We start from the raw sequence: 21,480 nt of genomic DNA on the forward strand, positions 1-21,480 counted from the left end.
GGTGTGCGATCTGCGGGGATGACAATCTCCACGTCGCCCGGGTCAGGCGGGCGCTCGCAACGCCAGAGAATGAGGAGTAAAGAAACAGCCATGCAGTTTTACCGTCGCTGGCAGCCGGTGGCCGCCATCTCGTTCGATCTGGACGACACCCTCTATGACAACGGTCCCGCCATCGCGCGGGCGGAACAGTGGATGTTGGACCATCTGCGCAGCGAATACCTGGCTACCGCCATGCTGGACAAACCGCGCTGGCTCGCGCTCAAGCGCCAGTTGCTGCTGGACCACCCGGCGCTGAGCCACGACGTCAGCCTGGCGCGGCAGCGGGGCATTCGCGAGGCCCTGGTGCAGGGGGGCATGGAGCCCGGGCTGGCGGAGCAGCAGGCCAGGGCGGTGTTCACCGGCTTCATGGCCGAGCGCTCGAAGATAGAGGTGAGCGAGGCGACTCACGCCCTGCTGGCTCGTTTGGCGGCGCGCTACCCGCTGGCGGTGATCACCAACGGCAACCTGGATCTGGAGCTGGCGGGTCTGGCTGGCTACTTCACCTTGGTCTGCAAGGCGGGAGCGGGAGCCAGAATGAAACCGGCGCCCGACATGTTCGTGCAGGTGCAAGAGGCCCTGGGGCTGACCCCCGGCCGCATCCTCCATGTGGGGGATCACCCGGTGACCGACGTGCTGGGGGCCAGGCTGCACGGCTTTCGGGCCGCCTGGCTCAACGAGAGCGGTCAGTCCTGGCAGTCGCTGTCGCTGCTGCCGGATGTGGAGCTGGGACAGCTGCAGGATCTGGCCACCCTGCTGCTCTGAGCTGGGGGTGAGGGACAGATTCCGTGATGTATATCGGGCAATAACAACAAGGGAGCAAGGGCGTGAAGGGACTGAAGGGTGTCATCTGGCTGGCGATCCCCGTGGTGCTGGCGGGATGCGATCTGGTGCAAGACCGTTACCGGATGGAGTTCAGGGACGGATCCTGGCGGGAGATCGCCATCTCCCCGTTTTCCGACGAGGCGCGCTGGCGCGAGGGGTGTGCCACCGGAGAGATCCAGGTGGACATGACCCTGCCCCTGAAACGGGGCAAGGTGGTGAATGGCCGGGAGCAACTGCTCATCGGCGGCGAGCTGTTCGAGCTGGAGGATGCCCGTCTCTATCGCGGCAACGGCATGGTGCTCGGGCAGGCCCCGGACCATATCCAGCGGGGCCTCAAGGGGCTGGATGTCTGCCGAACCCTGCGCCCTGATCGCGGAGCCCTGCCCAAGCTCAAGGGCAAGGGATTTGGCGACTAGCCCGTCTGCTGCCTGAATGGGCAGGAGGCATCGCCGAAGGCAGTGGACAGCTTGATGGCGTGGGGGGGTCACAGGCCCGCCACGTCGGATGCCTCCGGGCAGCCCCCGATGCACGGGGCCCTGCCCAGGCTCAAGGGCAAGGGGTCGGCGACTAGCCGACCTGCTGCCTGAACCGGCGGCAGGCGTCGCCAAAGGCGGTGAAGAGCTTGATGGAGTGGGGGTTCTCGCTGGCCTTCCACTCCGGGTGCCACTGCACCGCCAGCAGGAAGGGGGAGAGGGCGGGAGCGTGGATCGCCTCGATCAGCCCGTCTTCGGCATGGGCCAGGGGTGCCAGCCCCTTGGCCAGCGTCTTGATCCCCTGCCCATGGAGGGAGTTGACCGGAATCGACGGCTGCCCCATCAGCTCGGCCAGCCAGGTACCGGGCACCAGCTCGACCTGATGGCTCTCGCCATACTGCTCGTCCACCGGGTCATCCGCATCCTCCCGATGATCGTCATAACCCGGCTCGCAATAGACCTTCTGGTGAATGTCCCCCCCCAGGGCCACGTTGATCTCCTGCATGCCGCGGCAGATCCCGAGGATCGGCAGGCCACGGTCGAGGGCGGCGCGCACCAGGGGAATATCGAACAGATCCCTGTCCCTGTCCTGGGGCTTCTCCGGGGTGAGGTTCTCCTGGCCATAGAGGGCAGGATCGATGTTGGATCCGGCACCGCTCAGATAGACCCCGTCGGCGAGGTCCAGATACTGCTCCAGATCCTCGGTGCCACAGCAGGTGGGCACCAGCAGCGGCACGCAGCCGCTGATCTCCACCAGAGGCTTGATGTATTTGTGGGTCATGACCTGGTAGGCGTGGCCACTGCGGGCCTGGGCCCCCATGGTCATCAGCACGACGGGTTTGTTATGGGCACTGGGGTTGGGCATAGGTCACCTTGGCTATCCTTGGCGGTCTCATCCTGCGCCTTGGGAAGGCCCTTGCCGCCTCGGCTCGCAAGGGCATACCTCAAGGCATGGTCGTGGGATCAGGGTCGCGCCAGCGTGCCAGAATCGTCGGTCAGCCTTGGCAACGACAGCCTGGATCCTGCCTCCAGTCTGCCAAGGCCGTTCAATATGTCAAACAAAATGATGCAATTATGTTAACCGCTGATGCCGAGATAGGGCTGTGAGTCCCATTTAAAGGGGCTTGAGGGGGGATGTCTGGTGCGGCGAGAGATTTGATGGTGGATATATTAAACATCTGGCCGGGCGGCCGGATAGCAGAAGGGGCCCACAGGGCCCCTTGTCGACTCAGGCGTTCAGGATGAAACGTTCGATCACCTGAGCGACCCCGTCTTCATCGTTGCGCCCCGTGGTGTGCTGTGCCAGCGCCTTGATCTCGTCGGTGGCGTTGCCCATGGCGACCCCGAGTCCGGCGTAGGCGATCATGTGGTGATCGTTGCCCGCATCCCCCACCGCGATCACCTGGGAGGCATCCAGCCCCAGGTGCTCGGCCAGGGCGGCGACGCCGGTGCCCTTGTTGCTGCGCTTGTTCATGAACTCGAGGAAGTAGGGGGCGCTGCGCACCACGGTATAGCGCTCGTGGAGTTCGGCGGGCAGCTGGGCGATGGCACGGGAGAGCAGGGGCTCTGGGTCAATCATCATCACCTTCATGATCTGCTCGTCGTCGGGCAGGGTGGCGAAGTCCACCAGGTTGATGGGTTGACCGATGAGGCGGGATTCGTGCTCGGTGTAGGGGCTGATCCTGGGGCTGATGAGCCCCTGGCGGACGGAGAAGCCGTGGATGTTCACCCCCAGCTCACAGGCCAGGTGGGCGATGGCATGGGCATCGCTGCCGGTCAGCAACTGGCTGCGGATGATGCGTTGCTCGGACACCTGCTGCACCAGGGCGCCGTTGTAGCAGATGACGTAGTCATCCTGTCCGGTGAGGCCCAGCTCGGTCAGGGCGGCGGTCATGCCTTCCAGCGGGCGGCCGGAGGCCAGCACCACGGTCACGCCCCTGGCGCGGGCTGCCGCGATGGCGGCCTGGGTGCGGGGGGAGATTCGGCCCTCTGGGGTCAGCAGGGTGCCATCCATATCCAATGCGATCAGCTTGTACATCTTCTCACTACCTGAGTCTGGCCGGCCCGCCCGATGGGGCCATGGGGAGGCCGAGTGTAGCGAAAATCGCCGCCGGGATCACGCCGCCTGCCGACGCGGGGGCACGTTGCCCCTCAGCGCTGGCCCTGGTAGGGGGTCAGTTGCAGCTGATCTTCCCGGATGGCGAAGTGGATGGGGCCGTGCTCGATGTCGACCCTGTTGTGGTGATGGGCCATCTCCACCTCGACGCCGGGGAAGAGGCGCTGGGTGGCGATGATGTCCATGTTGGCCATGAGCGCCTGCAGCTCCCGCTGCGCCTCGGCGAGCTGCTCGTCCAGGCTCTTGCTCTCGTCGAACTGGCGGGTGCGCAGCGCCTTGATCTTCTGCAGGGTCTCGGGATTGCGCTTGTCACGAGGCAGTTGCAGCAGACGCAGGATGAGATCCTGCAGCTTGTCTATCTGCTCGGCGCAGGTCTGTTTGCGCTGGCGAAGCGCCAGCTCCTGCTCCTTCTGGCTGAAATAGCCGCCGAGGATCTGCAACCGGGTCCGGTTGGCCGCCGAGGCTCCGAGCACCGGTGCCATGATGAGCCGGTTGGCGATGTTGATACCGCCGATGAGGTGCCCCTTGCGCATGGCGCTGTCCCCCACCTTGAGATCCTGGCCGCTGCGGCAATAGCAGTGACTGAGCTGGCTCAGGATATGGATGTCGCCATCGGCCTCCAGCCTGGCGTACTGGGCATAGCTGGCGTGGATCTCCCCCCCGGCGTTGAGGTGGCAGAGGTATTCGTCGTCCGCCAGCTTGCGCCCTATGATGCCGTTACGCACCGTGATGGTGCCGCCGGATTCGATGTAGCCGCCCTCGACGAAGCCGCCGATCACCACGTCACCGCTGGTCTTGACGCGCATGCCGGGCATGACGTCCCCGGTGACCAGCAGCGATCCCTCGAACTCGACGTGGCCGTGGCGGATGTCGACCTGCTTGACGTTGAGCACCTCGTCGACCCGCATCCCGGCACGCTCCTGACAGGGGAGCCCCGGGCGTGTCGCCAGCAGCAGGTCCGGATCCTCGGGGGAGAGGCAGGTGCCGTCACCCGGCGTCATGGCGCTCTCCTTGCCGTGGCGGGCGGTCAGGGTCTGGCCCGTCACGGTGAAGCCGTCGATGCCCTGGGTGGCGGGGTGCCTGCGCATCAGCAACGCCCCCGCCTTGACGGTGAGCAGGGTGCCGAGGTCGCGCATGTCCACCTTGCCGTGATCCCGCTCCTGGGGTTTGAGGATCCGCTCGGCTGCGGTCTCCACCAGTCGCTCCAGGCGGGTATCCAGGCCGTGCCTGGCGGCCTTGCCGAGGGCGATGACGGGATTGAGCTGGGCACCGGGGGCAGCCTCACCCGCCGCCTGGATGGCGGCGGCAAGCAGTCGCTCGCTCACCCCCTGCTTGACCGTGCTGGCCGCCAGGGCCTCCTGCAACCGGGCCAGGGTCAGGGGCTGGCCACCCCAGTCCGCGGTGATCTGCGCCCTGGCGCTCATCTGGTCCTTGTCCACCTGGATGAGCAGCCTGGCATCCTGGCGCCGGGCAATGGGGACTGGCGGATGCGCGGGGGCATCCGGCTCTGCGATGAGGGCGTTGAGCAGGGTGACGGCTTCGCGGATCCCCTCGCCGAGGGGTTCGTAGCGCCGGCAGTTGGAGAGTCGCAGCAGGGCCAGGACGTCGCTTTCCTGGATGGGCTCGGTGAGGCCCGAGGTGATGCGCAGGCAGACATAGCTCATGTCGGCCGACAGCTGAAACCACGCTTTGCTTAACACCGGGCCCTCCTTCGTTGTCCCTGTCCGGTTTGCCCCATGCCGGGGCCTCTCCTTGCCGGCATCCAATGCCGCCGGGGCGGATCCAACGCGCAGTATTCGGGTATTTTTCCTTCCGGGTCAACGATCTGAATGCAAATGGGTGAGCCGGGTTGAGGAAATATCGGCTGACGGGAGAGGGGCAGAGCCGGCCATGCCATGGGCTCCATTGCAGTTTTTTAGCGCAATATGCTGACGTTTTATGCTTTCGCTATCCAGAGTGTCAACCACGTTGAAGGTGGCGATGCAAATCACCTTGCCAGGCAGGAAGAGAAGGATTTTAATCTGCCGCCGCCCCAGGGCGAGGACCCTGGTCACCATCGATCAGCCCCTTTTTCTGTCCAACCGAACGAGCCCCATGACCGCCCAAGGCCACCTGCTGTTTTCCGTCACCTGCGTCCTGCTTGCCCACAAGGTCGAACTGACTCCGGCCCTGGCCGATGCCAGCCTGTGGCACATCGTCCCCATGGCCCTGGCGAGCGCCTTGCTGCCGGATCTCGATCACCCCCGTTCCCTGCTCGGGCGGCAACTGCCCTGGATCTCGGGGCCGCTCTCCCGGCTGTTCGGCCATCGCGGTTTCACCCACAGCCTGCTGGCGGTGGGGATGGGGGTCTGGGGGCTGGCCCAGGTGGAAGCCCCCTGGTTGCTGTCGGGGGCGGTGAAGGATGCCCTCATCGTGGGCTATCTCAGCCATCTGCTGGGGGACTGGCTCACCCCCATGGGCATTCCCCTGCTCTGGCCCTGGCGTCGGCGCTTTCGCCTGCCCGGCCTGCCCCTCAAGAGCGGCGGGGGCTACGAGAGGGCCTTCTGCCTGCTGACCCTGGCGCTCGCCGGGTACTGGGTCCATGGCGGTGCAGGCTTGGCTCACTTCTAGCCCCGGGCGCCCTCCTGGCATCTGGCCGTTCGGGTCAGGGTGAGGTAATCGGCGAGCACCGGCAGCCCCAGCAGGTGGCGGCGCAGCATGTCGAGGGCGGCGAAGGCGAGGATCCGGCGACCGCTCGCGGGATCCGGGTGGCTGACCCTGAGCGTCTGGCCGTGCAGTTGCCCGTCGGCGCAGAGCAGCAGCGGCACGCCGTCCGGCCCGGCACGGCCTATGGTGAGGCTCAGGGGGGCGGCGGGCACCGCCAGTTGAGTCAGATCGTCGCTCAGGGTGTGGCTGAAGCCGGCGGTCAGGGCCGGGTGCCCGTGACACATGGTCAGCAGGGCGCCCCGGCTCTCTCCTTCTTGCAGGTGCAGCGACCGCTCCCCCAGCAGGGCCAGGATCTGGCTGGCAGGCGCCTCGTTGCCACGCCCCACCAGCCAGGGGGCGATGGCCGCAAGCAGCCTCGCCTCGGCGGCGTCCATGTCGGCGGTGCTGGCACCGTGGCCGATGAGCTTGAGCTCGATGAGAGGCATGGAGGAGCGGTAGCCCAGCTCGATGCCGGCAGGCCAGGGGGCCGCATCCAGCATGTCGCTGAGGGCGGACTCCGAGACGCCGAAGGTGTAGAAACGGCGCAGCTCGGTGTCGGTCTCTTCCCCGGCCAGCGACTTGAGGCGGGGCATGATCTGTTCGCGCACCATCTGCTTGAACTCGAACGGCACGCCCGGGGTGAAGAAGAGCCGGCTCTGGCCGTGGCTGGCCGGGTGGCAGACCACAAAGCCGCAGGCGGTGCCCACCGGGTTGTCGAGGATCTCGCAGTCCCGGGGCAGCCAGGCCTGCTTGGTGTTGCTCCGGGCCATGGTGCGGCCCCGACTGGCATAGCGTTCGGCCATGGTGGCGAGCCAGTCCGGGAACAGGGTCAGGGGCTGGTCAAACGCCTCGGCCGCGGCCTGGGCGGTGAGGTCGTCTGCCGTGGGGCCGAGCCCTCCGCACACCAGTACCACCTCGGCGCGGTTGGCGCTCTCCTGCAGTACGGCTGTCAGATCCGCGAGGTTGTCCCCCACGGTGGCGCGGCGGCGCACCTGCCAGCCCTGCTCCAGCAAGAGGGCGCTGAGCCAGGCGGCATTGGTGTCCACCACCAGGCCGGTCACTATCTCGTCGCCTGTGCTGATGATCTCGATGCGCATGGGGACTCCTTGGGTGGGGCCAGCCCTCTCAGGGCTTGCCGTGTTCGAAGTAGTAGCTGATCCGGGTGCGGGGGTTGAGGTATTCGAACACCGCCGGGGGCAGGCGTTTGGGCTGGATCACCTTGGCGATGGTCAGCCCGGCCGCGTCGAGGTCGATGATGGCCGCCTCCTGGCGCGGAATGCGGGGGTCGTATACCAGCACGGCGGGGTAGAGCAGGCGGGAGGCGTTGACCGACATCACCAGCCCCACCTGGCCGTTGGAGAGCTGCACCACGCTGCCCGGGGGATAGACCCCCATCAGCCGGATCAGCATGCCGAGGTGATCGGCGTTGAACTGGGACTTGCGCTGCTTGTAGAGGCTGCCGAGGGCCGCGTAGGGCACCTTGGCCTCCAGGTGGCAGAGGTTGTCGTACTCGTTGATGAGGGAGACGATCTGGGTGAGGGGATCGAGCTGATCCCCCTTGAGCCCCTGGGGGCCGGTGCCGTCCAGGTACTCATGGTGGTTCTGCACTATCTGCTTGGCTGCTTCCGGAAAATCGCTGACCAGCCCCAGCAGTTCCAGGCCGTAGCGGGGATGCTGGGCCATCAGGTTCTGCTCCGGCTTGGTCAGCGGCTCCGTCTTGCGCAGGATCTGGCTCGGGATCCTCAGCTTGCCGATGTCATGGAACAGGGCCCCCATGCCGACCTGGCGGATCGCCTCGGCCGGCAACTTGCACTCCCGGGCGAGCAGCATGCTGAGCACGCTGACGTTGAGGGAGTGAAACTGCAGGCTGTTGCCATCATCGCTGTCAGAGACCAGGTGCAGCACCATCTCGTCCACCGAGAGGAGCTGCTCCGTCATGGCGTTGATCAGCTCCTGGGCCTCGCTGATGGCGTTGAGGGGGCGGGACTGGATCTTGCCCATGAGGTTGCGCACCTGGGCCAGGGATTGGCGGAACTGTTTCTCGCACTGCTGCAGGTCGCGGCGATAGCGCTGCAACTGCTCGATGCGCCGCAGTTTCTCCTGCTGCATCTCCTCCTGGCGGGCGACGAGACCCTCTCCCTCAACCTCATCCGCCTGGGGCTGGGTCTGGCCGAGGGGCTTGGGCGGCGTGTCGCTCTTGTCGGGAATGATGGTCACCAGCTTGAGGCCAAGGCGACGAATGAGCTCGATCTCCTCCTCGCTCTTGAGCTTGAAGCTGGAGAACAGAAACGGGTGCTCACGCCATCCCAAAGGCAGGGAGACATAATTGCCGACTTGCAGCCGTTCTACGGAGATCTTGATTCCTGTCATGGGGTTGGGCACGAGGGACACACTGAGCCGTATGCTAGTCAAAGGGCGGGGTGAATACAAAAGGTATCTGATGACAGCGGGAGCGCTTTATTATAGGCTTCTAGATGTCCAGACATATTTACCGATGCAGTACAGGGAGTCAGCATGCCGATCAAGATCCCGGACCAGTTGCCCGCCGCCGAAGTGCTGGGGCAGGAGAACATCTTCGTGATGACGGAATCCCGGGCCGTCACCCAGAACATCCGCCCGCTGCGGGTGCTCATCCTCAATCTGATGCCCAAGAAGATAGAAACCGAGATCCAGCTGATGCGGATGCTCTCCAACTCGCCCTTGCAGGTGGACGTGGATCTGTTGCGCATCGACGATCGGGAGTCGAAAAACACGCCCCAGGCGCACCTGGAGAACTTCTATCACGACTTCGAGCAGGTGAGAGGCAACAACTACGACGGTATGATCATCACGGGGGCGCCGCTCGGGCTGGTGGAGTTCGAGGAGGTGGTCTATTGGCCCCGCATCGTCGAGATCATCGAGTGGTCCCATCAGCATGTCACCTCCACCCTCTTCCTCTGCTGGGCGGTGCAGGCGGCGCTGAAAGCCTTGTACGGCATGGAGAAGCAGACCCACGGCGAGAAGCTCTCCGGGGTCTATCGCCACCACCGCCTCGACGAGCACGAGGCGCTGCTGCGTGGCTTCGATGACGAATTCGTGGCGCCCCACTCCCGCTATGCGGCCTTCGACGGGGATCTCATCCGCGCCCACACCGATCTGCAGATCTTCGCCGAGTCGGAAGAGGCGGGCGTCTATCTGGCCGCCACCAAGGATTGTCGCCAGGTGTTCGTCACCGGCCATCCGGAATATGACGCCCTGACCCTGGATGGGGAATACCGGCGGGATCTGGCGGCCGGGCTCACCCCCGTCATTCCGGTCAACTATTACCCGAACAACGATCCAAGCCAGACCCCGCGCGCCACCTGGCGAAGCCACGGTCACCTGCTGTTTTCCAACTGGCTCAACTATTACGTCTACCAGTTGACCAGCTACAAGGTGGAAGACATCGGCAAGGTCTTTACCTACCAGCAGCCCAAGGGATAGAGCCCTCAGTCCGCCCCGGCCAGCCGCCGTCCACGGGTATCGAGCCAGTGACGGTGGCAGGCCAGGGTGAAGGCCCGTGGCCGTCTGGCCCGGATGAGGGTCATGGCCTCCTGCTGGGGCAGCCCCTGGGTCATCAGCAGCAGGGCGGCCGCCAGCCCGGTACGCCCGCTTCCGCCGTGGCAGTGAATGGCAAGGTGCCGTCCCTCGCGCAGCAGGGCGAGCAGTCGGGGTTGCACCCCGGGCCAGGCCTGTTCGAAGGCTGCATCCGGTGCCTCGTCATCCGCAATGGGCAGATGGAACCAGCTCATGCCTCTGGCCTGCACCAGCTGCCCGAGAGAGAGGGGCCCGCACAGGGCCAGCTCTTCTTCCGTCATCAGGGTAAGCACCCCGCCGGCACCGGCCAGCTGCAACTGGGCAAGGGCGTCGGCCATGGGGACCTGCTGGCTGCCGGGGCAGGGGGTGAGCAGGAGCTGGCCGTCGAGCCGTGGAATGTCCAGGCTCCAGAAGGGATGGGCACTGAGCATGGGGTTCCTCGTGGTGGCCGGGATCAACGGGATCGGCATCCCGCGGGTGCGGCACAGCATAGAGGGGCCGGAGGCGATGTCAATCTGCGTTGTGTTCGGCCCGGTTTACGGGCAGAGTCTAAAAAAATCGAGCGATGCAAGGAGTAAAGATGAGAAACCTGGATCAACTGGACTTGGACATCCTGGCCCATCTGTTTCGCGATGCGGGCATGACCAACAAGGATTTGGCGGCCCTGGTCGGGGTGGCGCCGTCCACCTGTCTGGAGCGGGTGCGCAAGCTGCAGCAGGATGGCGTGCTCAAGGGGGCGCACTGCGAGGTGGATTACCAGGCCCTGGGCGGTCACATCCAGGCCATGGTCTCCCTGCAACTGGCCCGTCACAGCCGCCAGATCATCGATGCGTTTCGCGACGCCATCCTGGCCCTGCCCGAGGTGATCAGCCTGTTCCACATGGGCGGCAAGGATGATTTCCTGGTGCACCTGTGCGTCTCCGATACCGAACACCTGCGCAATTTCGTCTTCGATCACTTCACCTCCCGGGAAGAGGTGGTGCACCTCGAGACCTCCCTGGTGTTCGAGCACAGGTTCAGCCGCTCGCTCCCCTGCTTCCCCCACCCCTGATGGGGCGAGCCGCAAGAAAAAACCGCCCGAGGGCGGTTTTTTTGTGGGCGGTTCCTCAGTTGAGAGCCAGCCGGCTGTCCTGCGCCGTCCGGTAGAGCCCCTGCTGATAGGCCAGGCTGCCCCACAGGACCAGCCCCAGGGCGGCATCCTTCATGGCGCCCGGCTGCGGCGCCGGGGTGAGCGTCTCGGTCGCATCCTCGTAGATGAAGCCTTCCGGCGCCCGCTCGGGCTGCAGGATCACCACATCCTTGCCGCGCATCAGGGCGAAGTTCTTGTCGTACTGCATGATGGCGCGTCCCGGCCAGTCGGCGGGCATGCGGGTGAGATCCTTGCCCAGCATGGGGTAGTCGGCACTTATGCCCATGAGGGAGAGCAGGGTCGGGGCCATGTCGATCTGGCTGACGATGCGGGGGTCCTTTCTCGGTGCTATGCCGTCCCCCAGGATGACCCCCGGGATGTGGAAGCGGGGGATGGGCACCAGGCTGGCTCCCCCGACCCGGCTGTCGTGATCGGCGATGACCAGGAACAGGGTGTCCTTCCAGTAGTCCGATGCCCTGGCCTTCTTGAAGAACTCGCCGACGGCGTAGTCCGCGTACTTGGCGGCGTTGTTGCGGGTCTGCTTGGGCTGCTCGTACAGGGCGATGCGGTTGTCGGGGAATTCGAAGGGATCGTGGTTGCTGGAGCTGAACACCAGGCTGAAGAAGGGTTTGCCCTCCTTGTGCAGCGCCGCGAAGGTCTCGTCGGCCTTGGCCATCAGATCTTCATCCGAGGCGCCCCAGGATCCCTCGAACACCGGGTTCTTGAAGTCCTTCTGCTCGACGATGGTGGTGAAGCCGTTGCCGAGGAAGAAGCTGCGCATGTTGTCGAAGTGGCTCTCGCCGCCATAGATGAAGCTGGTGTCATAGCCTCGCTGCTTGAGCAGGTCGGCGATGGTGAAGAAGTTGGTCTGGCTCTTGCCGAGCTTGACCACGGCCTGGGCCGGGGTCGGCGTGAAGCCGGTGAGCACCGCCTCGATGCCGCGTACCGAACGGGTACCGGTGGCGTAGAGCTGCTCGAACGCCCAACCCTCTTTCGACAAGGCATCGATGTTCGGGGTGAGCGGCAGGCCGCCGAGGGAGCCGACGAACTGGGCCCCCAGGCTTTCTTGCAGCAGGATCACCAGGTTTTTGGGCTTGCCCTGGTAGCTGGCCGTATTGAAAGTCTGGCTCGGCAGATCGGCAGAGGTGAAATCGCCGAGAGGGCGGCCGCTCTCCTCGCGGACTATGTCTAGTACCTGATGGTCAGCCATCTTGCCGTAAAACTGGCTGGCGTCCTCCTCGGCCCCCATCTGCTTGATGGCAAAGAAGAGGGAGTAGGCGGAGTTGACGGTGAGGGCGTTGACCAGGGGATCGTCGGCAAAGGCCACCATGGCCGGGTTCAGGGCGCGATGGCCGAGACTGGAGCGGGCGCCGAGGAAGCCGACGGCGAGGATCAGCAGGGCGAAGGCGGGGCGCCAGTACCAGCGGGGGAAGCTTAGGTCACGCACCAGGCGGCCGCTCAGCCACCAGCCACCGCCCAGCACGGCGCCGCTGAAGATCACGGCCAGCAGCAGCTCGCCCTTGCGGCCAGCCCACAGCATGGAGAGCACCTCTTTCGGATAGATGAGGTACTCCACATAGAGGCGGTTGGGGCGCACCCCGTATTCGGTGACGAAGGCGGGAGTGGAGATCTCGAGAAAGAGCATCAGCCAGAGCCCCAGGGTGAGCCAGATCCGGATAAGCTGCATCCAGAGCCGCCCCGGCGCGTGGGGCCCGGCCAGCAACTGGGTCAAGACGGCGGGTACGCCCCAGACCCAGCAGAGGGTGGCGACGTCGACGCGAATGCCTTGCAGCAGCATCTCCTGCCAGCCAGAGACAGCATCCACCCGTTCCAGTTGCCAGAGCCCCAGGCCAAGGCGGCTGACGGTCAGGGAGATGAGCGCGATCAATGAAAATACGGCGATGGGCCAAACCGGTCCCAGCCATTGTCTGATGGTGGTCATATTGTTCCTGCAAACCTGTTTGCGCCCAGTCCCCGGACGCATTGTTGTTATGGTGCAGGAGTATGACAGTGGCGCCTGGCAAAGGTTGCATGGGCATGGGGTATACATGGAAAAGTTGGCACGTTTTATGATTTTTTTGTGACGGGATGCAGGGTTCGAAGAGAGCATAAAACGCTGGGAAAACTGTGATCCTGCTGGCACATCGAGACAATGGTCGTGCCTATAATGGCGCCGAATTTCTCAATCGGAGCCGAAGGGATGCCGGTCTTCATCGATGTGGAATATATGCAGGGCTGGTCTCTGTTCGTGGTGCTCTCCGACGGCACCACAGGCGTGCTGGATCTCACCCCCTGGCGCGGCCAGCCGCTGTTTGCGGCCATGGAGACCGAGCGTCGCTTCGCCCGTGTCTTCATCGATGATCGCCATCAACTGGCGTGGCCCTCGGGCTTCACCCTGGCGGCCCACGAGGTCTACCACCTGATCCTGCCCATCGACGAGCGCGCCGCCTTCCCCGATCGCAACATGCATCGCTTCTGACATGCTAACTCGTTGAGTCAGGTAACGTTTTCAGTCACAGACCCGCGTCGGTCAGGTCGTTATCATGACCCCAGTGCGGCGCTTTGGGCGCCCATCCACCACAGCGGGAACATAACAATGAAACAAGGAACGTTGCGTCGTGGCGGCCTCATCGGGGCCGCCCTGTTACTGACGGCTTGCGGCAGCGGGGGAGGCGGTGGCAGCAGTGACCCCCAGCCCCCGGTGGTCAATCCGCCCCCCGCGTCGGCCAGCCGCGCCTGCTACGGCAATGATCAGCCAGCCTGCAACCTGCGCACCTACCAGGTGATGGTGGAGTCCTTCGTCGACGGCGACGGCAGCGCCAACTACGGCGTTGGCTACGGCCCCTCCCGGCACAACGGCGATCTGCAGGGGATCATCGACAGCCTCGACCACATCAAGAGCCTCAACGTCAACGCCATCTGGCTCACTCCGGTGTTTGACTCCTGCGCCGGCCAGGCCGGGGACGACCGGCTGGATGCCACCGGTTACTTCGCCTGCGACTTCTTCAACGTGGATCCCAACTTCGGCAGCAACGCCCAGCTCAAGCAACTGGTGGACGGGGCGCACCAGCGCGGGCTCTATGTCTTCCTCGACGGGGTGTTCGGCCACGTCAACAAGGTGGGGGTGAGCAAGCCTTCACCAGAGGGGCGGCTGCCTGCCCTCAAGAGCGGCGGCGCAGGCTACCCGGGCCAACTGGTGGATTACGGCCAGCCCGAGAGTCTGGCCTACTTCAAGGAGGTGGCCCGTTACTGGGTCGAGCAGTACGGCATCGACGGCTGGCGCCTCGATCAGGCTTATCAGTTGGGGCTGGATGACTGGCGCGCCATTCGCAGCGAGGTGGCGCGGGCCAGCGCGGCGCGCAAGGCCGCCGGCCAGCAGTGGGGCACCCTCGGCTACATGGTGGGGGAAGTGTGGAAGGGCGCCGACGAGATCCGCACCCAGGCCTATGGCCCGAGCGACAACCCGGCGCTCTCTTCGGCGTTCGACTTCCCCCTGCGCTACGGCCTGGTACAGGCGCTGGCGGTGGAAGAGTCCGGCAAGGGCGGGCAGGGGGCCAGCGTGCTCGACGCCAGCTGGAACAAGGTGGAGAACTACCCGGACCATGCCATGCCCAACCTGATGCTGGGCAACCACGATCTGGTGCGCTTCGGCGATCTGCTGGAGCGGGGCAACTTCAATGGGGCGGACTACTGGCAGCGCCACAAGGCGGCCTTCAGCTTCATGGCCGCCCGCTCCGGTCCCATTACCTTCTACTATGGCGAGGAGTTTGGCGACGAGGTGCCTGGCTTTGCCAGTCAGGTGGGGGGCGACTGTGCGGCCCAGGGGCTCTGCGATGATCACGTGGCCCGCAGCGATGGCAAGGTCCCCGGTGTCACCGGCTTCGTGCCGAGCAGCGAGCAGGCCGAGCTCAAGCAGTGGCTGAGCGCTCTGCTGGCCCTGCGCGCCGCCCACCCCGCCCTCTATCAGGGGGAGCGGGTCAAGCTGGTGGCCGAGGGGAGCGTCTATGGCGACATCAAGCAGACGGCGGGCGAGCAAGTAGTCTACCTGCTCAATGTCTCCACCACGCCTCAGAGCTACGCCGTGCCGGTCGGCAAGCTGCGCAGCGGCAGCGCCCTGGTGGATCTGCAGAGCGGCGAGAACCTGGCCATCGGTGGCAGCAGCGTGACGGTGGACTTGCCGCCCCTCACCGGCCGCTTCCTGCTGGTGCGCTGAGGGAGGCAGACAACAGAAAGGGCTCCATAGTGGAGCCCTTTTTCATGGTGGCGGCTTACTTCTCGATGCCGCTGCCCAGATCGTCCCGGCGGGAAGAGACCGAGGGCTCGGCCCCGTGGCGCCAGTGTTCCAGCCGATTGTGCACCCCGCGGCGCAGGCTCTTGAAGCTGGCTTCCAAGTAGTCCACCCCCACCAGGATGGAGAGGGTGACGCCGGTGAGCAGCAGCGCCTGATGCAGCATGTCCATGCCGATGAGGGCGCCGAGGGCGGCCAGCATCCAGATGGCGGCGGCGGAGGTCACCCCCAGCACCTGACCATCCCGGGTCATCATGACCCCGGCCCCGAGAAAGCCGACCCCGGTGATGAGCTGACCCAGCACCCGCGCCTGATCGGCGCCCTGAGGACTGACGGCGGCGCCGATGGCGAGAAAACAGTAGGTGCCGAGCACGATGAGGGAAGAGGTGCGGATCCCCACCGGCTTGCCGCGAAGCTGCCGCTCCAGCCCCACCAGGGTGCCACACACCAGACAGACCAGGATGTTCTCCCAGCCAAGGGGCGCGATGTCCCACCACTGCATTGTCATCATATCCACCTCTGCTCGCGATGCTTGTTATCCTGTCGCGCTCTGCCCCCGGTTCTCCAGCCGCTGGCGGAAGGCCCGGGCGAGGCGCTCGTAGAGGTCCTTTGCCTCCCTGTCTTCAATATCGCCACGTATCCAGGGGTTGTCGATGATTTCCAGCAACACGCAGCCCTGACCCTGCTGGCGCAGATCCACCCCGAACAGGCCGTTGCCGAGCTGGTGCACGGCGCGGCGGGCGGTTTGCAGCACCCGCTCCGGCACGTCGCTGAGGGGCAGCGCCTCGATGCGGCTCATGTCGAGGGGGTGTTTGCGGCGACGGATGCGGTTGCCGGGTTCGGGTCGGTAGCGGCGGCAGGCGAACAGCGGCGAGCCGTCGAGAAAGCCGATGCGCCAGTCGAACTCGGCAGGGATCCGGCTCTGGACCAGCAGCAGGGCGGAGCGGGCCAGCCCCTCGTCCAGCAGGCGGGCGAGCTGGATGTCATCGCTGGCCATGGCGAGGTCGCGCCCCTGGGCGCCGTCGGGGATCTTCACCATCAGCGGCAGACCGAGGCGCTGCACCAGTTCGTCCACATGCTGGCGGCCGCGGCGGGTCACGACGGTGGTGGGGGGCATGGGCACGCCGCTGCGCACCATCAGCTCGTAGAGATAGAGCTTGTTGCTGCAGGCGAGGATGGCACGGGAGCTGTCGATGACCGGCATCTTGAGCTGCTCGGCACGGCGGGCAAATTCGAAGGTGTAGTGGCCGACCGCGGTCTCGGCGCGCAGCCAGAGGGTGTCGAACTCCGGCAACCGCTCGATGGCCGAGGGAGGCAGGATCTCGGCCTGGATCCCCTGGGCAGCGGCCGCCTTGATGAAACGCTCCAGCGCCAGGGCATCGCTGCTGGCGCGGCCGTCGTTGGGGTCGACCAGGATGGCGAGCTGGTAGCGTGGCGCCGTCTGTTCCTCGTCCCCCGTGCCCACCAGCGCCTGGGCGTGCTGCACCATCAGCGCCTTCTCGCTCGGGCTCAGCGCCAGCGGTGACAGGCTCTCCTGCTGGCGCACCGACCAGCCGTGGCGACCGCGCTTGAGGGTCAGCTCCTGCAGCGGCAACTGGCTCAGGCCGTAGTAATAGCGGGCGAGCCCCGCCAGCTCGCTCTGTTCGCACTGGCCGAAGATGGCGCGCACCCGGATCCTGTCCTCGCTCTGCTGGGCCAGCCAGCCCTGCAATTTGCGCCACAGCTTGGCGGGAGGCTGCTGGGGTTGCAGCCTGCTGATGGCCTGCAATCCCGGCAGGCAGTGGTGGCCGCGGGCCTGGGCCAGCAGGGAGCAGTAATAACCGGCCCCCAGGTGTTCCAGGCTGCGGCAGAGGTTGATGATGCGCGGACGCCCCCCTGTGGTGGGCAGACCGTGTTGCAGGTAGGTGCGGGCGGTCAGCAGATAGTCGGCATGGCAGGGCCAGTCGCCCGGCTCCTCGACGATGACATAGGTACTCATATTTTCAGGCTCCACAGAAAGGACTGCCAGAAACGGCAGGATCCCCAGTGGGCTTCGATGCACCGACAAGCACGACAATGGCGCGAGGGGAAACAAGAGGTTACAGTGCCTAATATTCTGCCTTGGTAACTTGTGATACAAGTCGCATTTCTGGTGCTGAGGATAAATAACCGAACAAGGACTCCCCGTGTTGACCGTGCGCGCCGCCCGAGCCGATGATTTGGGCGCCATCGTGAAGCTGGAACGCTACTGTTTTCCCCCCGAGGTCGCCTTCGGCCGCAGCCGCTGGCACTATCTGCTCAATCAGGCCAAGGGGCGCACCCTGCTGCTGCAAGACGAGAAGGCGCAGGTGATGGGCTATTTGAGCGTGCTGGAGCACAAAGGCTGGGATCGTCTCATCATCCAGACCCTCGCCATCCGCTGGACCGTCCGCCGTCAGGGGTGGGCACGCCGCCTGCTGGAGCAGGTGATCCGTGAAGGGCGCGAGGCCGGCTGGGGGGCGATTCGCCTCGAGGTCGCCGACGCCAACCCAGAAGCCAGGACCCTCTATCAGGGGCTGGGGTTTCGCCCCGGGGTACGGCTGCCCGATTATTACGGGCCCGGCCAGCATGCCCACCGCCTGGTGCTGGCGCTGGGGGATGAGCGGCAGGAGCCATCATGAGTTGCGAGGATTGCCTGGCCACCGCCATCAGGGCCAAGCTCGGGCGCTGCCCGGTCTGCGCCGCCCAGACCTTTCTCATCGGGGTCGTCGGCTGGCTGGTCTGGTGGTGGTGCGGCGCGGATACCTCGGTCAACGCCCTGACCGGCCTGCTGTTTGCGCTGGGGGGCTCGGGTCTCTTCCTGCTGCATCTGGCGGTGTTCGCATGGCGAAAGCTGGGCAAGCGCGACATATAACGTGCTGATTTTTCAAGAAGACAAATAACAATGGAGGTTCACATGATTGCAATGGTAACGGGCGCCTCGTCCGGCTTTGGTGAGGCCATCAGCCGCCTGCTGGTGAGCGCAGGCCACCGGGTGATCGGCACTGGGCGTCGCGCCGAACGGCTGGCCGCCCTGTCCGAGGAGCTGGGCGAGCAGTTCCTGCCCCTGGTGTTCGATGTCCAGGACAAGGCTGCCACCCGCGCCGCCATCGAGGGGCTGCCGACCGAATGGCAACAGGTGGACCTGCTGGTCAACAACGCCGGCCTGGCTCTGGGGCTGGAGCCTGCCCACAAGGCGGATCTGGAAGACTGGGAGCAGATGATCGCCACCAACATCAGCGGCCTGACCCTGATCACCCGGTTGCTGCTGCCGGGCATGGTGACGCGCAACCGCGGCCACGTCATCAACATCGGCTCAATCGCAGGGACCTATCCCTATCCGGGCGGCAACGTCTACGGCGCGACCAAGGCGTTCGTGAAGCAGTTCAGCCTCAACCTGCGTGCGGATCTGGCGGGCACGGCGGTGCGTGTCACCAACGTGGAGCCCGGCCTGTGTGGCGGCACCGAGTTCTCCAACGTGCGCTTCCACGGCGACGACGCCAAGGCGGCCACCGTCTATCAGGGGGTGCAGGCCATCCTGCCGGAAGACATCGCCAATACCGTACTCTGGATCAGCGAGCAGCCCGCCCACGTCAACATCAACAGCATCGAGATCATGCCGGTGGCCCAGACCTTCGGCCCGCTCCACATCAGCCGTCGCTGATGTCATGACGAGCCGACTCCTGTCCACAAGAGGCGCCTTCGGGCGCCTTTTTTAATGGATCTGGTCGCACTCGTCATGGAGTGCAGAAGGAGGCGTGCTGCGACCCCGTGCTCAGCCGTCGAGAGAGGGGGTACCCAAGTTGGCCTGCATTTTGCTGTCTCCGGCTCATGGCGGGGAAACCATCCCCGGAGCCGGCGAGGCCGGCAGTGAGCGTGGAGCCTTCATGGATATCAAACCCTATGGTCATCAACTCGCCCAGAGCGCGTCCCAGAACCGTGCCCTGGCGACCCTCAGCGACAGCGACGACAAGCAGAGCGGCTGGTCTCAGCAGGTCAGCCTCTCCAGTCAGGTGCTGACCGGCAAGGCGCAGCAGGCGCTGACCTACGAGCATCTGGCCAGGAACGGCAAGAACACAGTCCTGACCGGTGGTGTCAAGGATGCGCGGGTGCAGCAGATGGTGGACAAGGCCCTGGGCTTTGATCGCAAAAAATTTGACGATCTCGAGCGTCAGCTCAAGGGGATAGCGGATGACAAGACGCTCTCTGCCGAGGAGCGCGAAACGCAGAGCAAGGACCTGGCCGCGCAGCGCGATGCCATGCTCAAGGAGGCCATGGATCGCCTCACCGGCAAATCCGCCTCCCAGGCATGATGTGATTCAAACGGAAATCTTTGGGCGTTAAAGGCAAGGAGTTGCCCCCTTGCCACGGGGCTGGCAGGCCGTGGTCAGGGCTCAGGGACTCTGGGGGGTGATGCCGATGGCGATGGCGGTGGTCTGCACGGCCTTGATCTGGTCCCCCTTGGCGATGAGGGCGAACTGGGCCGGATCCTGCACCTTGAGGGTCAGGGTGTGGTCGACCCCCTTGACCCGGATGGTCTGGTGCGCCTTGTCCACGTCGATGACGTCGGCATAGATGGTTACCTGCATGCCGGCGCCGGCTGCGGGTTTCTCCCCGGCGGCCGCCTTGCCCCCTTCCACTTCCACCACCCGTTTTCTCACCCCGGCGGTGCCCTTGAGCAGGGTCAGGTCCAGCAGTTGCAGATATCTCAAGGCCACGACATCTCCCACCTTGAGCTGGGGAAGGTTGGTCACCTCCTCCCCGGCGATCAGATCCAGGGTCTGCCCTTCGGCATTTTTCAGGCTGACCTTGCGGGTGGCCAGGTCGATGGCGGTGACGGTTGCCCTGGCCGTCAGTTCTTCGGCCAGACTGGCTTGTCCGGGGGCCACGGCCACATGGGTGGTGACCTCGGCGGCATAGAGCAGGGGAGGGGCACAGAGGGTGAGGGCACCCGCAATCCAGGCGTGCTTCAGTTTCATGATAGAGACCCAGTGAGTGGGAAAGGGACCCCGGGAGGGGCTTGAGGGGGCGACGAACTCGTCTTCCCGCTATCACCATAGCAAAGCCGGGCAGGAGCGCCCGGCATCGGCAAGCTGGCATCGTATTTTTGACGACAGGATCCCGTTTTTTGACCTGATGGCACGGCAGGCGCACAATTCCCCGGCATGCAATCAACCGAGGGCTCTGCCGTGTACAACTTCCAATATGCCAATCCCACCCGCATCTGCTTTGGTGAAGGCCAGATAGCCATTCTGCCCGAACTGATCCCGGCCGGCAGCCGTCTGCTGGTGCTCTACGGGGGTGGCAGCATCAAGCAGAACGGGGTCTATGAGCAGTTGACCCAGGCGCTGGCGGGCCGGGAGTGGCTGGAGTTTCCCGGCATCGGCGCCAACCCCCAGTACGATCAGCTGATGGAGGCGGTGGCTCTGGTCAAGCGCGAGCGCATCGACTTCCTGCTGGCGGTGGGTGGCGGCTCCGTGGTGGATGGCACCAAGTTCGTGGCCGCCGCGGCCTGCTTCGAGGGGGACGATCCCTGGGAGATCCTGCGGGACAAGGCCCCCATCAAGGCAGCGCTGCCGCTGGGCTGCGTGTTGACCCTGCCGGCCACCGGCTCGGAAAGCAACCCCGCCGCCGTGGTGAGCCGGGGGGAGGCCAAGCTCTCCTTCTACAATCCGCTGGTGCAACCGGTGTTTGCGGTGCTGGATCCCGCCACCACCTACAGCCTGCCGCCGCGCCAGGTGGGCAATGGCGTAGTGGATGCCTTCGTCCACATCCTCGAGCAGTACCTCACCTTCCCGGTGGGGGGCGAGGTGCAGGACCGGCTGGCGGAAGGGCTGTTGCAGGTGCTGGTGGACAACGGTCCGCGGGCGCTGGCGGAGCCCACCAACTACCAGGTGCGTGCCAACCTGATGTGGGCGGCCAGCCTGGCCCTCAACGGCCTCATCGGTCGCGGTGTGCCCCAGGACTGGTCCACCCACGCCATCGGTCACCAGCTCACCGCCCTGCACGGGCTGGATCATGCCCAGAGTCTGGCGGTGGTGCTGCCCTCCCTGCTGCGGGAGCAATCGGCCCAGAAGCAGGAGAAGCTGGCCCAGTTCGCCGAGCGAGTATGGCACTCCAGCCGCGAGGACAAGGCACTGCGCATTGAGGAGGCGATCATCCGTACCGAGCAGTTCTTCCAGCAGATGGGGGTGGGTACCCGCCTCGCCGACTATGGTCTGGATGCGCGCTGCATCCCGGGGATCTGTTCCAACCTCAAGCTGTTCGGCCTGACCGCCCTCGGGGAGCAGCAGGACATCGACCCCGACAAGGTAGCCAGGATCCTTTCCCACGCGCTGTAAGTCATCCTGGCAACCATAGTGGCGCGGATCCTTTC

Annotated in this window: 23 protein-coding genes; 12 read left to right on the forward strand and 11 right to left on the reverse strand. The window is 65.2% G+C overall.

What is annotated here, in order from left to right:
• Window positions 1-90 precede the first annotated feature (90 nt).
• Together AB5Y68_RS19285 and AB5Y68_RS19290 are read left to right on the forward strand one after the other, a co-directional pair.
• Window positions 91-801: an HAD-IA family hydrolase gene (locus tag AB5Y68_RS19285; protein ID WP_039039804.1), complete on the forward strand. Its 711-nt coding sequence runs from the start codon at window positions 91-93 to the stop codon at window positions 799-801.
• 143 nt (window positions 802-944) lie between these two features.
• Window positions 945-1,277 (forward strand): hypothetical protein, encoded by a 333-nt coding sequence (locus tag AB5Y68_RS19290; RefSeq protein ID WP_234704016.1) that lies wholly within the window; start codon window positions 945-947, stop codon window positions 1,275-1,277.
• Window positions 1,278-1,428: 151 nt separating this feature from the next.
• On the opposite strand, the gene AB5Y68_RS19295 is transcribed toward AB5Y68_RS19290, so the two are convergent.
• From AB5Y68_RS19295 to AB5Y68_RS19310, 4 genes are all read right to left on the reverse strand, one after another.
• A complete protein-coding gene (locus AB5Y68_RS19295) occupies window positions 1,429-2,199 on the reverse strand; it encodes a gamma-glutamyl-gamma-aminobutyrate hydrolase family protein (protein WP_039039802.1) in 771 nt (256 codons plus the stop codon).
• A gap of 363 nt (window positions 2,200-2,562) precedes the next feature.
• The gene (yidA, locus tag AB5Y68_RS19300) at window positions 2,563-3,372 is read right to left on the reverse strand and encodes a sugar-phosphatase (protein WP_039039801.1); all 810 of its coding nucleotides are present in this window, start codon (window positions 3,370-3,372) and stop codon (window positions 2,563-2,565) included.
• 113 nt (window positions 3,373-3,485) lie between these two features.
• Complete coding sequence (locus AB5Y68_RS19305; protein WP_039039800.1) at window positions 3,486-5,150, reverse strand: DUF342 domain-containing protein; 1,665 nt, start codon at window positions 5,148-5,150, stop codon at window positions 3,486-3,488.
• 117 nt (window positions 5,151-5,267) lie between these two features.
• On the reverse strand, window positions 5,268-5,507 hold the full coding sequence (locus AB5Y68_RS19310) for a hypothetical protein (protein ID WP_039039799.1): 240 nt from the start codon (window positions 5,505-5,507) through the stop codon (window positions 5,268-5,270).
• A gap of 37 nt (window positions 5,508-5,544) precedes the next feature.
• Between AB5Y68_RS19310 and AB5Y68_RS19315 the strand changes: the two genes are divergently transcribed.
• Window positions 5,545-6,060 carry a metal-dependent hydrolase gene (locus AB5Y68_RS19315; protein ID WP_010672710.1) on the forward strand — a complete coding sequence of 172 codons (516 nt, stop codon included), beginning with the start codon at window positions 5,545-5,547 and terminating at the stop codon, window positions 6,058-6,060.
• Here the strand turns inward: AB5Y68_RS19315 and AB5Y68_RS19320 are convergent.
• Together AB5Y68_RS19320 and AB5Y68_RS19325 are read right to left on the reverse strand one after the other, a co-directional pair.
• Window positions 6,057-7,232 (reverse strand): CinA family nicotinamide mononucleotide deamidase-related protein, encoded by a 1,176-nt coding sequence (locus tag AB5Y68_RS19320; RefSeq protein ID WP_039039798.1) that lies wholly within the window; start codon window positions 7,230-7,232, stop codon window positions 6,057-6,059. The two genes, AB5Y68_RS19315 and AB5Y68_RS19320, sit on opposite strands and share 4 nt — an antisense overlap.
• 28 nt (window positions 7,233-7,260) lie before the next feature.
• Complete coding sequence (locus AB5Y68_RS19325; protein ID WP_029313584.1) at window positions 7,261-8,505, reverse strand: HD-GYP domain-containing protein; 1,245 nt, start codon at window positions 8,503-8,505, stop codon at window positions 7,261-7,263.
• Window positions 8,506-8,649: 144 nt separating this feature from the next.
• Here AB5Y68_RS19325 and metA point away from each other — a divergent pair, with 144 nt between their 5' ends.
• Window positions 8,650-9,597 carry a homoserine O-succinyltransferase gene (gene metA / locus AB5Y68_RS19330; RefSeq protein ID WP_010672713.1) on the forward strand — a complete coding sequence of 316 codons (948 nt, stop codon included), beginning with the start codon at window positions 8,650-8,652 and terminating at the stop codon, window positions 9,595-9,597.
• Window positions 9,598-9,602: 5 nt separating this feature from the next.
• On the opposite strand, the gene AB5Y68_RS19335 is transcribed toward metA, so the two are convergent.
• Window positions 9,603-10,121, reverse strand: a complete 519-nt coding sequence (locus tag AB5Y68_RS19335) for a tyrosine-protein phosphatase (protein ID WP_039039797.1) — start codon at window positions 10,119-10,121, stop codon at window positions 9,603-9,605.
• 149 nt (window positions 10,122-10,270) lie between these two features.
• Here AB5Y68_RS19335 and AB5Y68_RS19340 point away from each other — a divergent pair, with 149 nt between their 5' ends.
• On the forward strand, window positions 10,271-10,741 hold the full coding sequence (locus AB5Y68_RS19340) for an Lrp/AsnC family transcriptional regulator (protein WP_010672715.1): 471 nt from the start codon (window positions 10,271-10,273) through the stop codon (window positions 10,739-10,741).
• Between the two features lie 55 nt (window positions 10,742-10,796).
• Here the strand turns inward: AB5Y68_RS19340 and AB5Y68_RS19345 are convergent, their stop codons facing one another.
• Window positions 10,797-12,761 (reverse strand): LTA synthase family protein, encoded by a 1,965-nt coding sequence (locus AB5Y68_RS19345; RefSeq protein ID WP_039039796.1) that lies wholly within the window; start codon window positions 12,759-12,761, stop codon window positions 10,797-10,799.
• A gap of 258 nt (window positions 12,762-13,019) precedes the next feature.
• Between AB5Y68_RS19345 and AB5Y68_RS19350 the strand changes: the two genes are divergently transcribed.
• On the forward strand, window positions 13,020-13,298 hold the full coding sequence (locus tag AB5Y68_RS19350) for a DUF2442 domain-containing protein (protein ID WP_039039795.1): 279 nt from the start codon (window positions 13,020-13,022) through the stop codon (window positions 13,296-13,298).
• Window positions 13,299-13,415: 117 nt separating this feature from the next.
• Window positions 13,416-15,032: an alpha-amylase family glycosyl hydrolase gene (locus AB5Y68_RS19355; RefSeq protein ID WP_368207482.1), complete on the forward strand. Its 1,617-nt coding sequence runs from the start codon at window positions 13,416-13,418 to the stop codon at window positions 15,030-15,032.
• A 55-nt stretch (window positions 15,033-15,087) separates the two neighbouring features.
• On the opposite strand, the gene AB5Y68_RS19360 is transcribed toward AB5Y68_RS19355, so the two are convergent.
• Together AB5Y68_RS19360 and AB5Y68_RS19365 are read right to left on the reverse strand one after the other, a co-directional pair.
• Window positions 15,088-15,618: an MgtC/SapB family protein gene (locus AB5Y68_RS19360; RefSeq protein ID WP_160836811.1), complete on the reverse strand. Its 531-nt coding sequence runs from the start codon at window positions 15,616-15,618 to the stop codon at window positions 15,088-15,090.
• Window positions 15,619-15,642: 24 nt separating this feature from the next.
• A complete protein-coding gene (locus AB5Y68_RS19365) occupies window positions 15,643-17,085 on the reverse strand; it encodes a RimK family alpha-L-glutamate ligase (protein ID WP_010672720.1) in 1,443 nt (480 codons plus the stop codon).
• Between the two features lie 187 nt (window positions 17,086-17,272).
• Here AB5Y68_RS19365 and AB5Y68_RS19370 point away from each other — a divergent pair, with 187 nt between their 5' ends.
• From AB5Y68_RS19370 to AB5Y68_RS19385, 4 genes are all read left to right on the forward strand, one after another.
• Complete coding sequence (locus AB5Y68_RS19370) at window positions 17,273-17,746, forward strand: GNAT family N-acetyltransferase (protein ID WP_124244417.1); 474 nt, start codon at window positions 17,273-17,275, stop codon at window positions 17,744-17,746.
• Window positions 17,743-17,979 (forward strand): DUF3624 domain-containing protein, encoded by a 237-nt coding sequence (locus AB5Y68_RS19375; RefSeq protein WP_041212265.1) that lies wholly within the window; start codon window positions 17,743-17,745, stop codon window positions 17,977-17,979. Before AB5Y68_RS19370 ends, AB5Y68_RS19375 begins: the two co-directional genes overlap by 4 nt.
• A 42-nt stretch (window positions 17,980-18,021) precedes the next feature.
• Window positions 18,022-18,768 carry an SDR family oxidoreductase gene (locus tag AB5Y68_RS19380; protein ID WP_213319763.1) on the forward strand — a complete coding sequence of 249 codons (747 nt, stop codon included), beginning with the start codon at window positions 18,022-18,024 and terminating at the stop codon, window positions 18,766-18,768.
• Between the two features lie 223 nt (window positions 18,769-18,991).
• Complete coding sequence (locus tag AB5Y68_RS19385; protein WP_029313593.1) at window positions 18,992-19,417, forward strand: hypothetical protein; 426 nt, start codon at window positions 18,992-18,994, stop codon at window positions 19,415-19,417.
• Window positions 19,418-19,498: 81 nt separating this feature from the next.
• Here the strand turns inward: AB5Y68_RS19385 and AB5Y68_RS19390 are convergent, their stop codons facing one another.
• Window positions 19,499-20,083 carry a hypothetical protein gene (locus tag AB5Y68_RS19390; RefSeq protein WP_039039788.1) on the reverse strand — a complete coding sequence of 195 codons (585 nt, stop codon included), beginning with the start codon at window positions 20,081-20,083 and terminating at the stop codon, window positions 19,499-19,501.
• Between the two features lie 186 nt (window positions 20,084-20,269).
• Between AB5Y68_RS19390 and AB5Y68_RS19395 the strand changes: the two genes are divergently transcribed.
• On the forward strand, window positions 20,270-21,445 hold the full coding sequence (locus tag AB5Y68_RS19395) for an iron-containing alcohol dehydrogenase (RefSeq protein WP_368207485.1): 1,176 nt from the start codon (window positions 20,270-20,272) through the stop codon (window positions 21,443-21,445).
• Window positions 21,446-21,480: the final 35 nt, after the last annotated feature.

It is taken from the genome of Aeromonas sp. R6-1 (genome assembly GCF_040908165.1).
Taxonomy (GTDB): Bacteria; Pseudomonadota; Gammaproteobacteria; order Enterobacterales; family Aeromonadaceae; genus Aeromonas; species Aeromonas caviae.

What these genes read in the sequence shown, in the direction of transcription:
- AB5Y68_RS19285 (WP_039039804.1), top strand. Translation starts at nt 91, where the DNA reads ATGCAGTTTTACCGTCGCTGGCAGCCGGTGGCCGCCATCTCGTTCGAT.
- AB5Y68_RS19290 (WP_234704016.1), top strand. Translation starts at nt 945, where the DNA reads ATGGAGTTCAGGGACGGATCCTGGCGGGAGATCGCCATCTCCCCGTTT.
- AB5Y68_RS19295 (WP_039039802.1), bottom strand. Translation starts at nt 2,199, where the DNA reads ATGCCCAACCCCAGTGCCCATAACAAACCCGTCGTGCTGATGACCATG.
- yidA (WP_039039801.1), bottom strand. Translation starts at nt 3,372, where the DNA reads ATGTACAAGCTGATCGCATTGGATATGGATGGCACCCTGCTGACCCCA.
- AB5Y68_RS19310 (WP_039039799.1), bottom strand. Translation starts at nt 5,507, where the DNA reads ATGGTGACCAGGGTCCTCGCCCTGGGGCGGCGGCAGATTAAAATCCTT.
- AB5Y68_RS19315 (WP_010672710.1), top strand. Translation starts at nt 5,545, where the DNA reads ATGACCGCCCAAGGCCACCTGCTGTTTTCCGTCACCTGCGTCCTGCTT.
- AB5Y68_RS19320 (WP_039039798.1), bottom strand. Translation starts at nt 7,232, where the DNA reads ATGCGCATCGAGATCATCAGCACAGGCGACGAGATAGTGACCGGCCTG.
- AB5Y68_RS19325 (WP_029313584.1), bottom strand. Translation starts at nt 8,505, where the DNA reads ATGACAGGAATCAAGATCTCCGTAGAACGGCTGCAAGTCGGCAATTAT.
- metA (WP_010672713.1), top strand. Translation starts at nt 8,650, where the DNA reads ATGCCGATCAAGATCCCGGACCAGTTGCCCGCCGCCGAAGTGCTGGGG.
- AB5Y68_RS19335 (WP_039039797.1), bottom strand. Translation starts at nt 10,121, where the DNA reads ATGCTCAGTGCCCATCCCTTCTGGAGCCTGGACATTCCACGGCTCGAC.
- AB5Y68_RS19340 (WP_010672715.1), top strand. Translation starts at nt 10,271, where the DNA reads ATGAGAAACCTGGATCAACTGGACTTGGACATCCTGGCCCATCTGTTT.
- AB5Y68_RS19345 (WP_039039796.1), bottom strand. Translation starts at nt 12,761, where the DNA reads ATGACCACCATCAGACAATGGCTGGGACCGGTTTGGCCCATCGCCGTA.
- AB5Y68_RS19350 (WP_039039795.1), top strand. Translation starts at nt 13,020, where the DNA reads ATGCCGGTCTTCATCGATGTGGAATATATGCAGGGCTGGTCTCTGTTC.
- AB5Y68_RS19355 (WP_368207482.1), top strand. Translation starts at nt 13,416, where the DNA reads ATGAAACAAGGAACGTTGCGTCGTGGCGGCCTCATCGGGGCCGCCCTG.
- AB5Y68_RS19360 (WP_160836811.1), bottom strand. Translation starts at nt 15,618, where the DNA reads ATGATGACAATGCAGTGGTGGGACATCGCGCCCCTTGGCTGGGAGAAC.
- AB5Y68_RS19365 (WP_010672720.1), bottom strand. Translation starts at nt 17,085, where the DNA reads ATGAGTACCTATGTCATCGTCGAGGAGCCGGGCGACTGGCCCTGCCAT.
- AB5Y68_RS19375 (WP_041212265.1), top strand. Translation starts at nt 17,743, where the DNA reads ATGAGTTGCGAGGATTGCCTGGCCACCGCCATCAGGGCCAAGCTCGGG.
- AB5Y68_RS19380 (WP_213319763.1), top strand. Translation starts at nt 18,022, where the DNA reads ATGATTGCAATGGTAACGGGCGCCTCGTCCGGCTTTGGTGAGGCCATC.
- AB5Y68_RS19385 (WP_029313593.1), top strand. Translation starts at nt 18,992, where the DNA reads ATGGATATCAAACCCTATGGTCATCAACTCGCCCAGAGCGCGTCCCAG.
- AB5Y68_RS19390 (WP_039039788.1), bottom strand. Translation starts at nt 20,083, where the DNA reads ATGAAACTGAAGCACGCCTGGATTGCGGGTGCCCTCACCCTCTGTGCC.
- AB5Y68_RS19395 (WP_368207485.1), top strand. Translation starts at nt 20,270, where the DNA reads ATGCAATCAACCGAGGGCTCTGCCGTGTACAACTTCCAATATGCCAAT.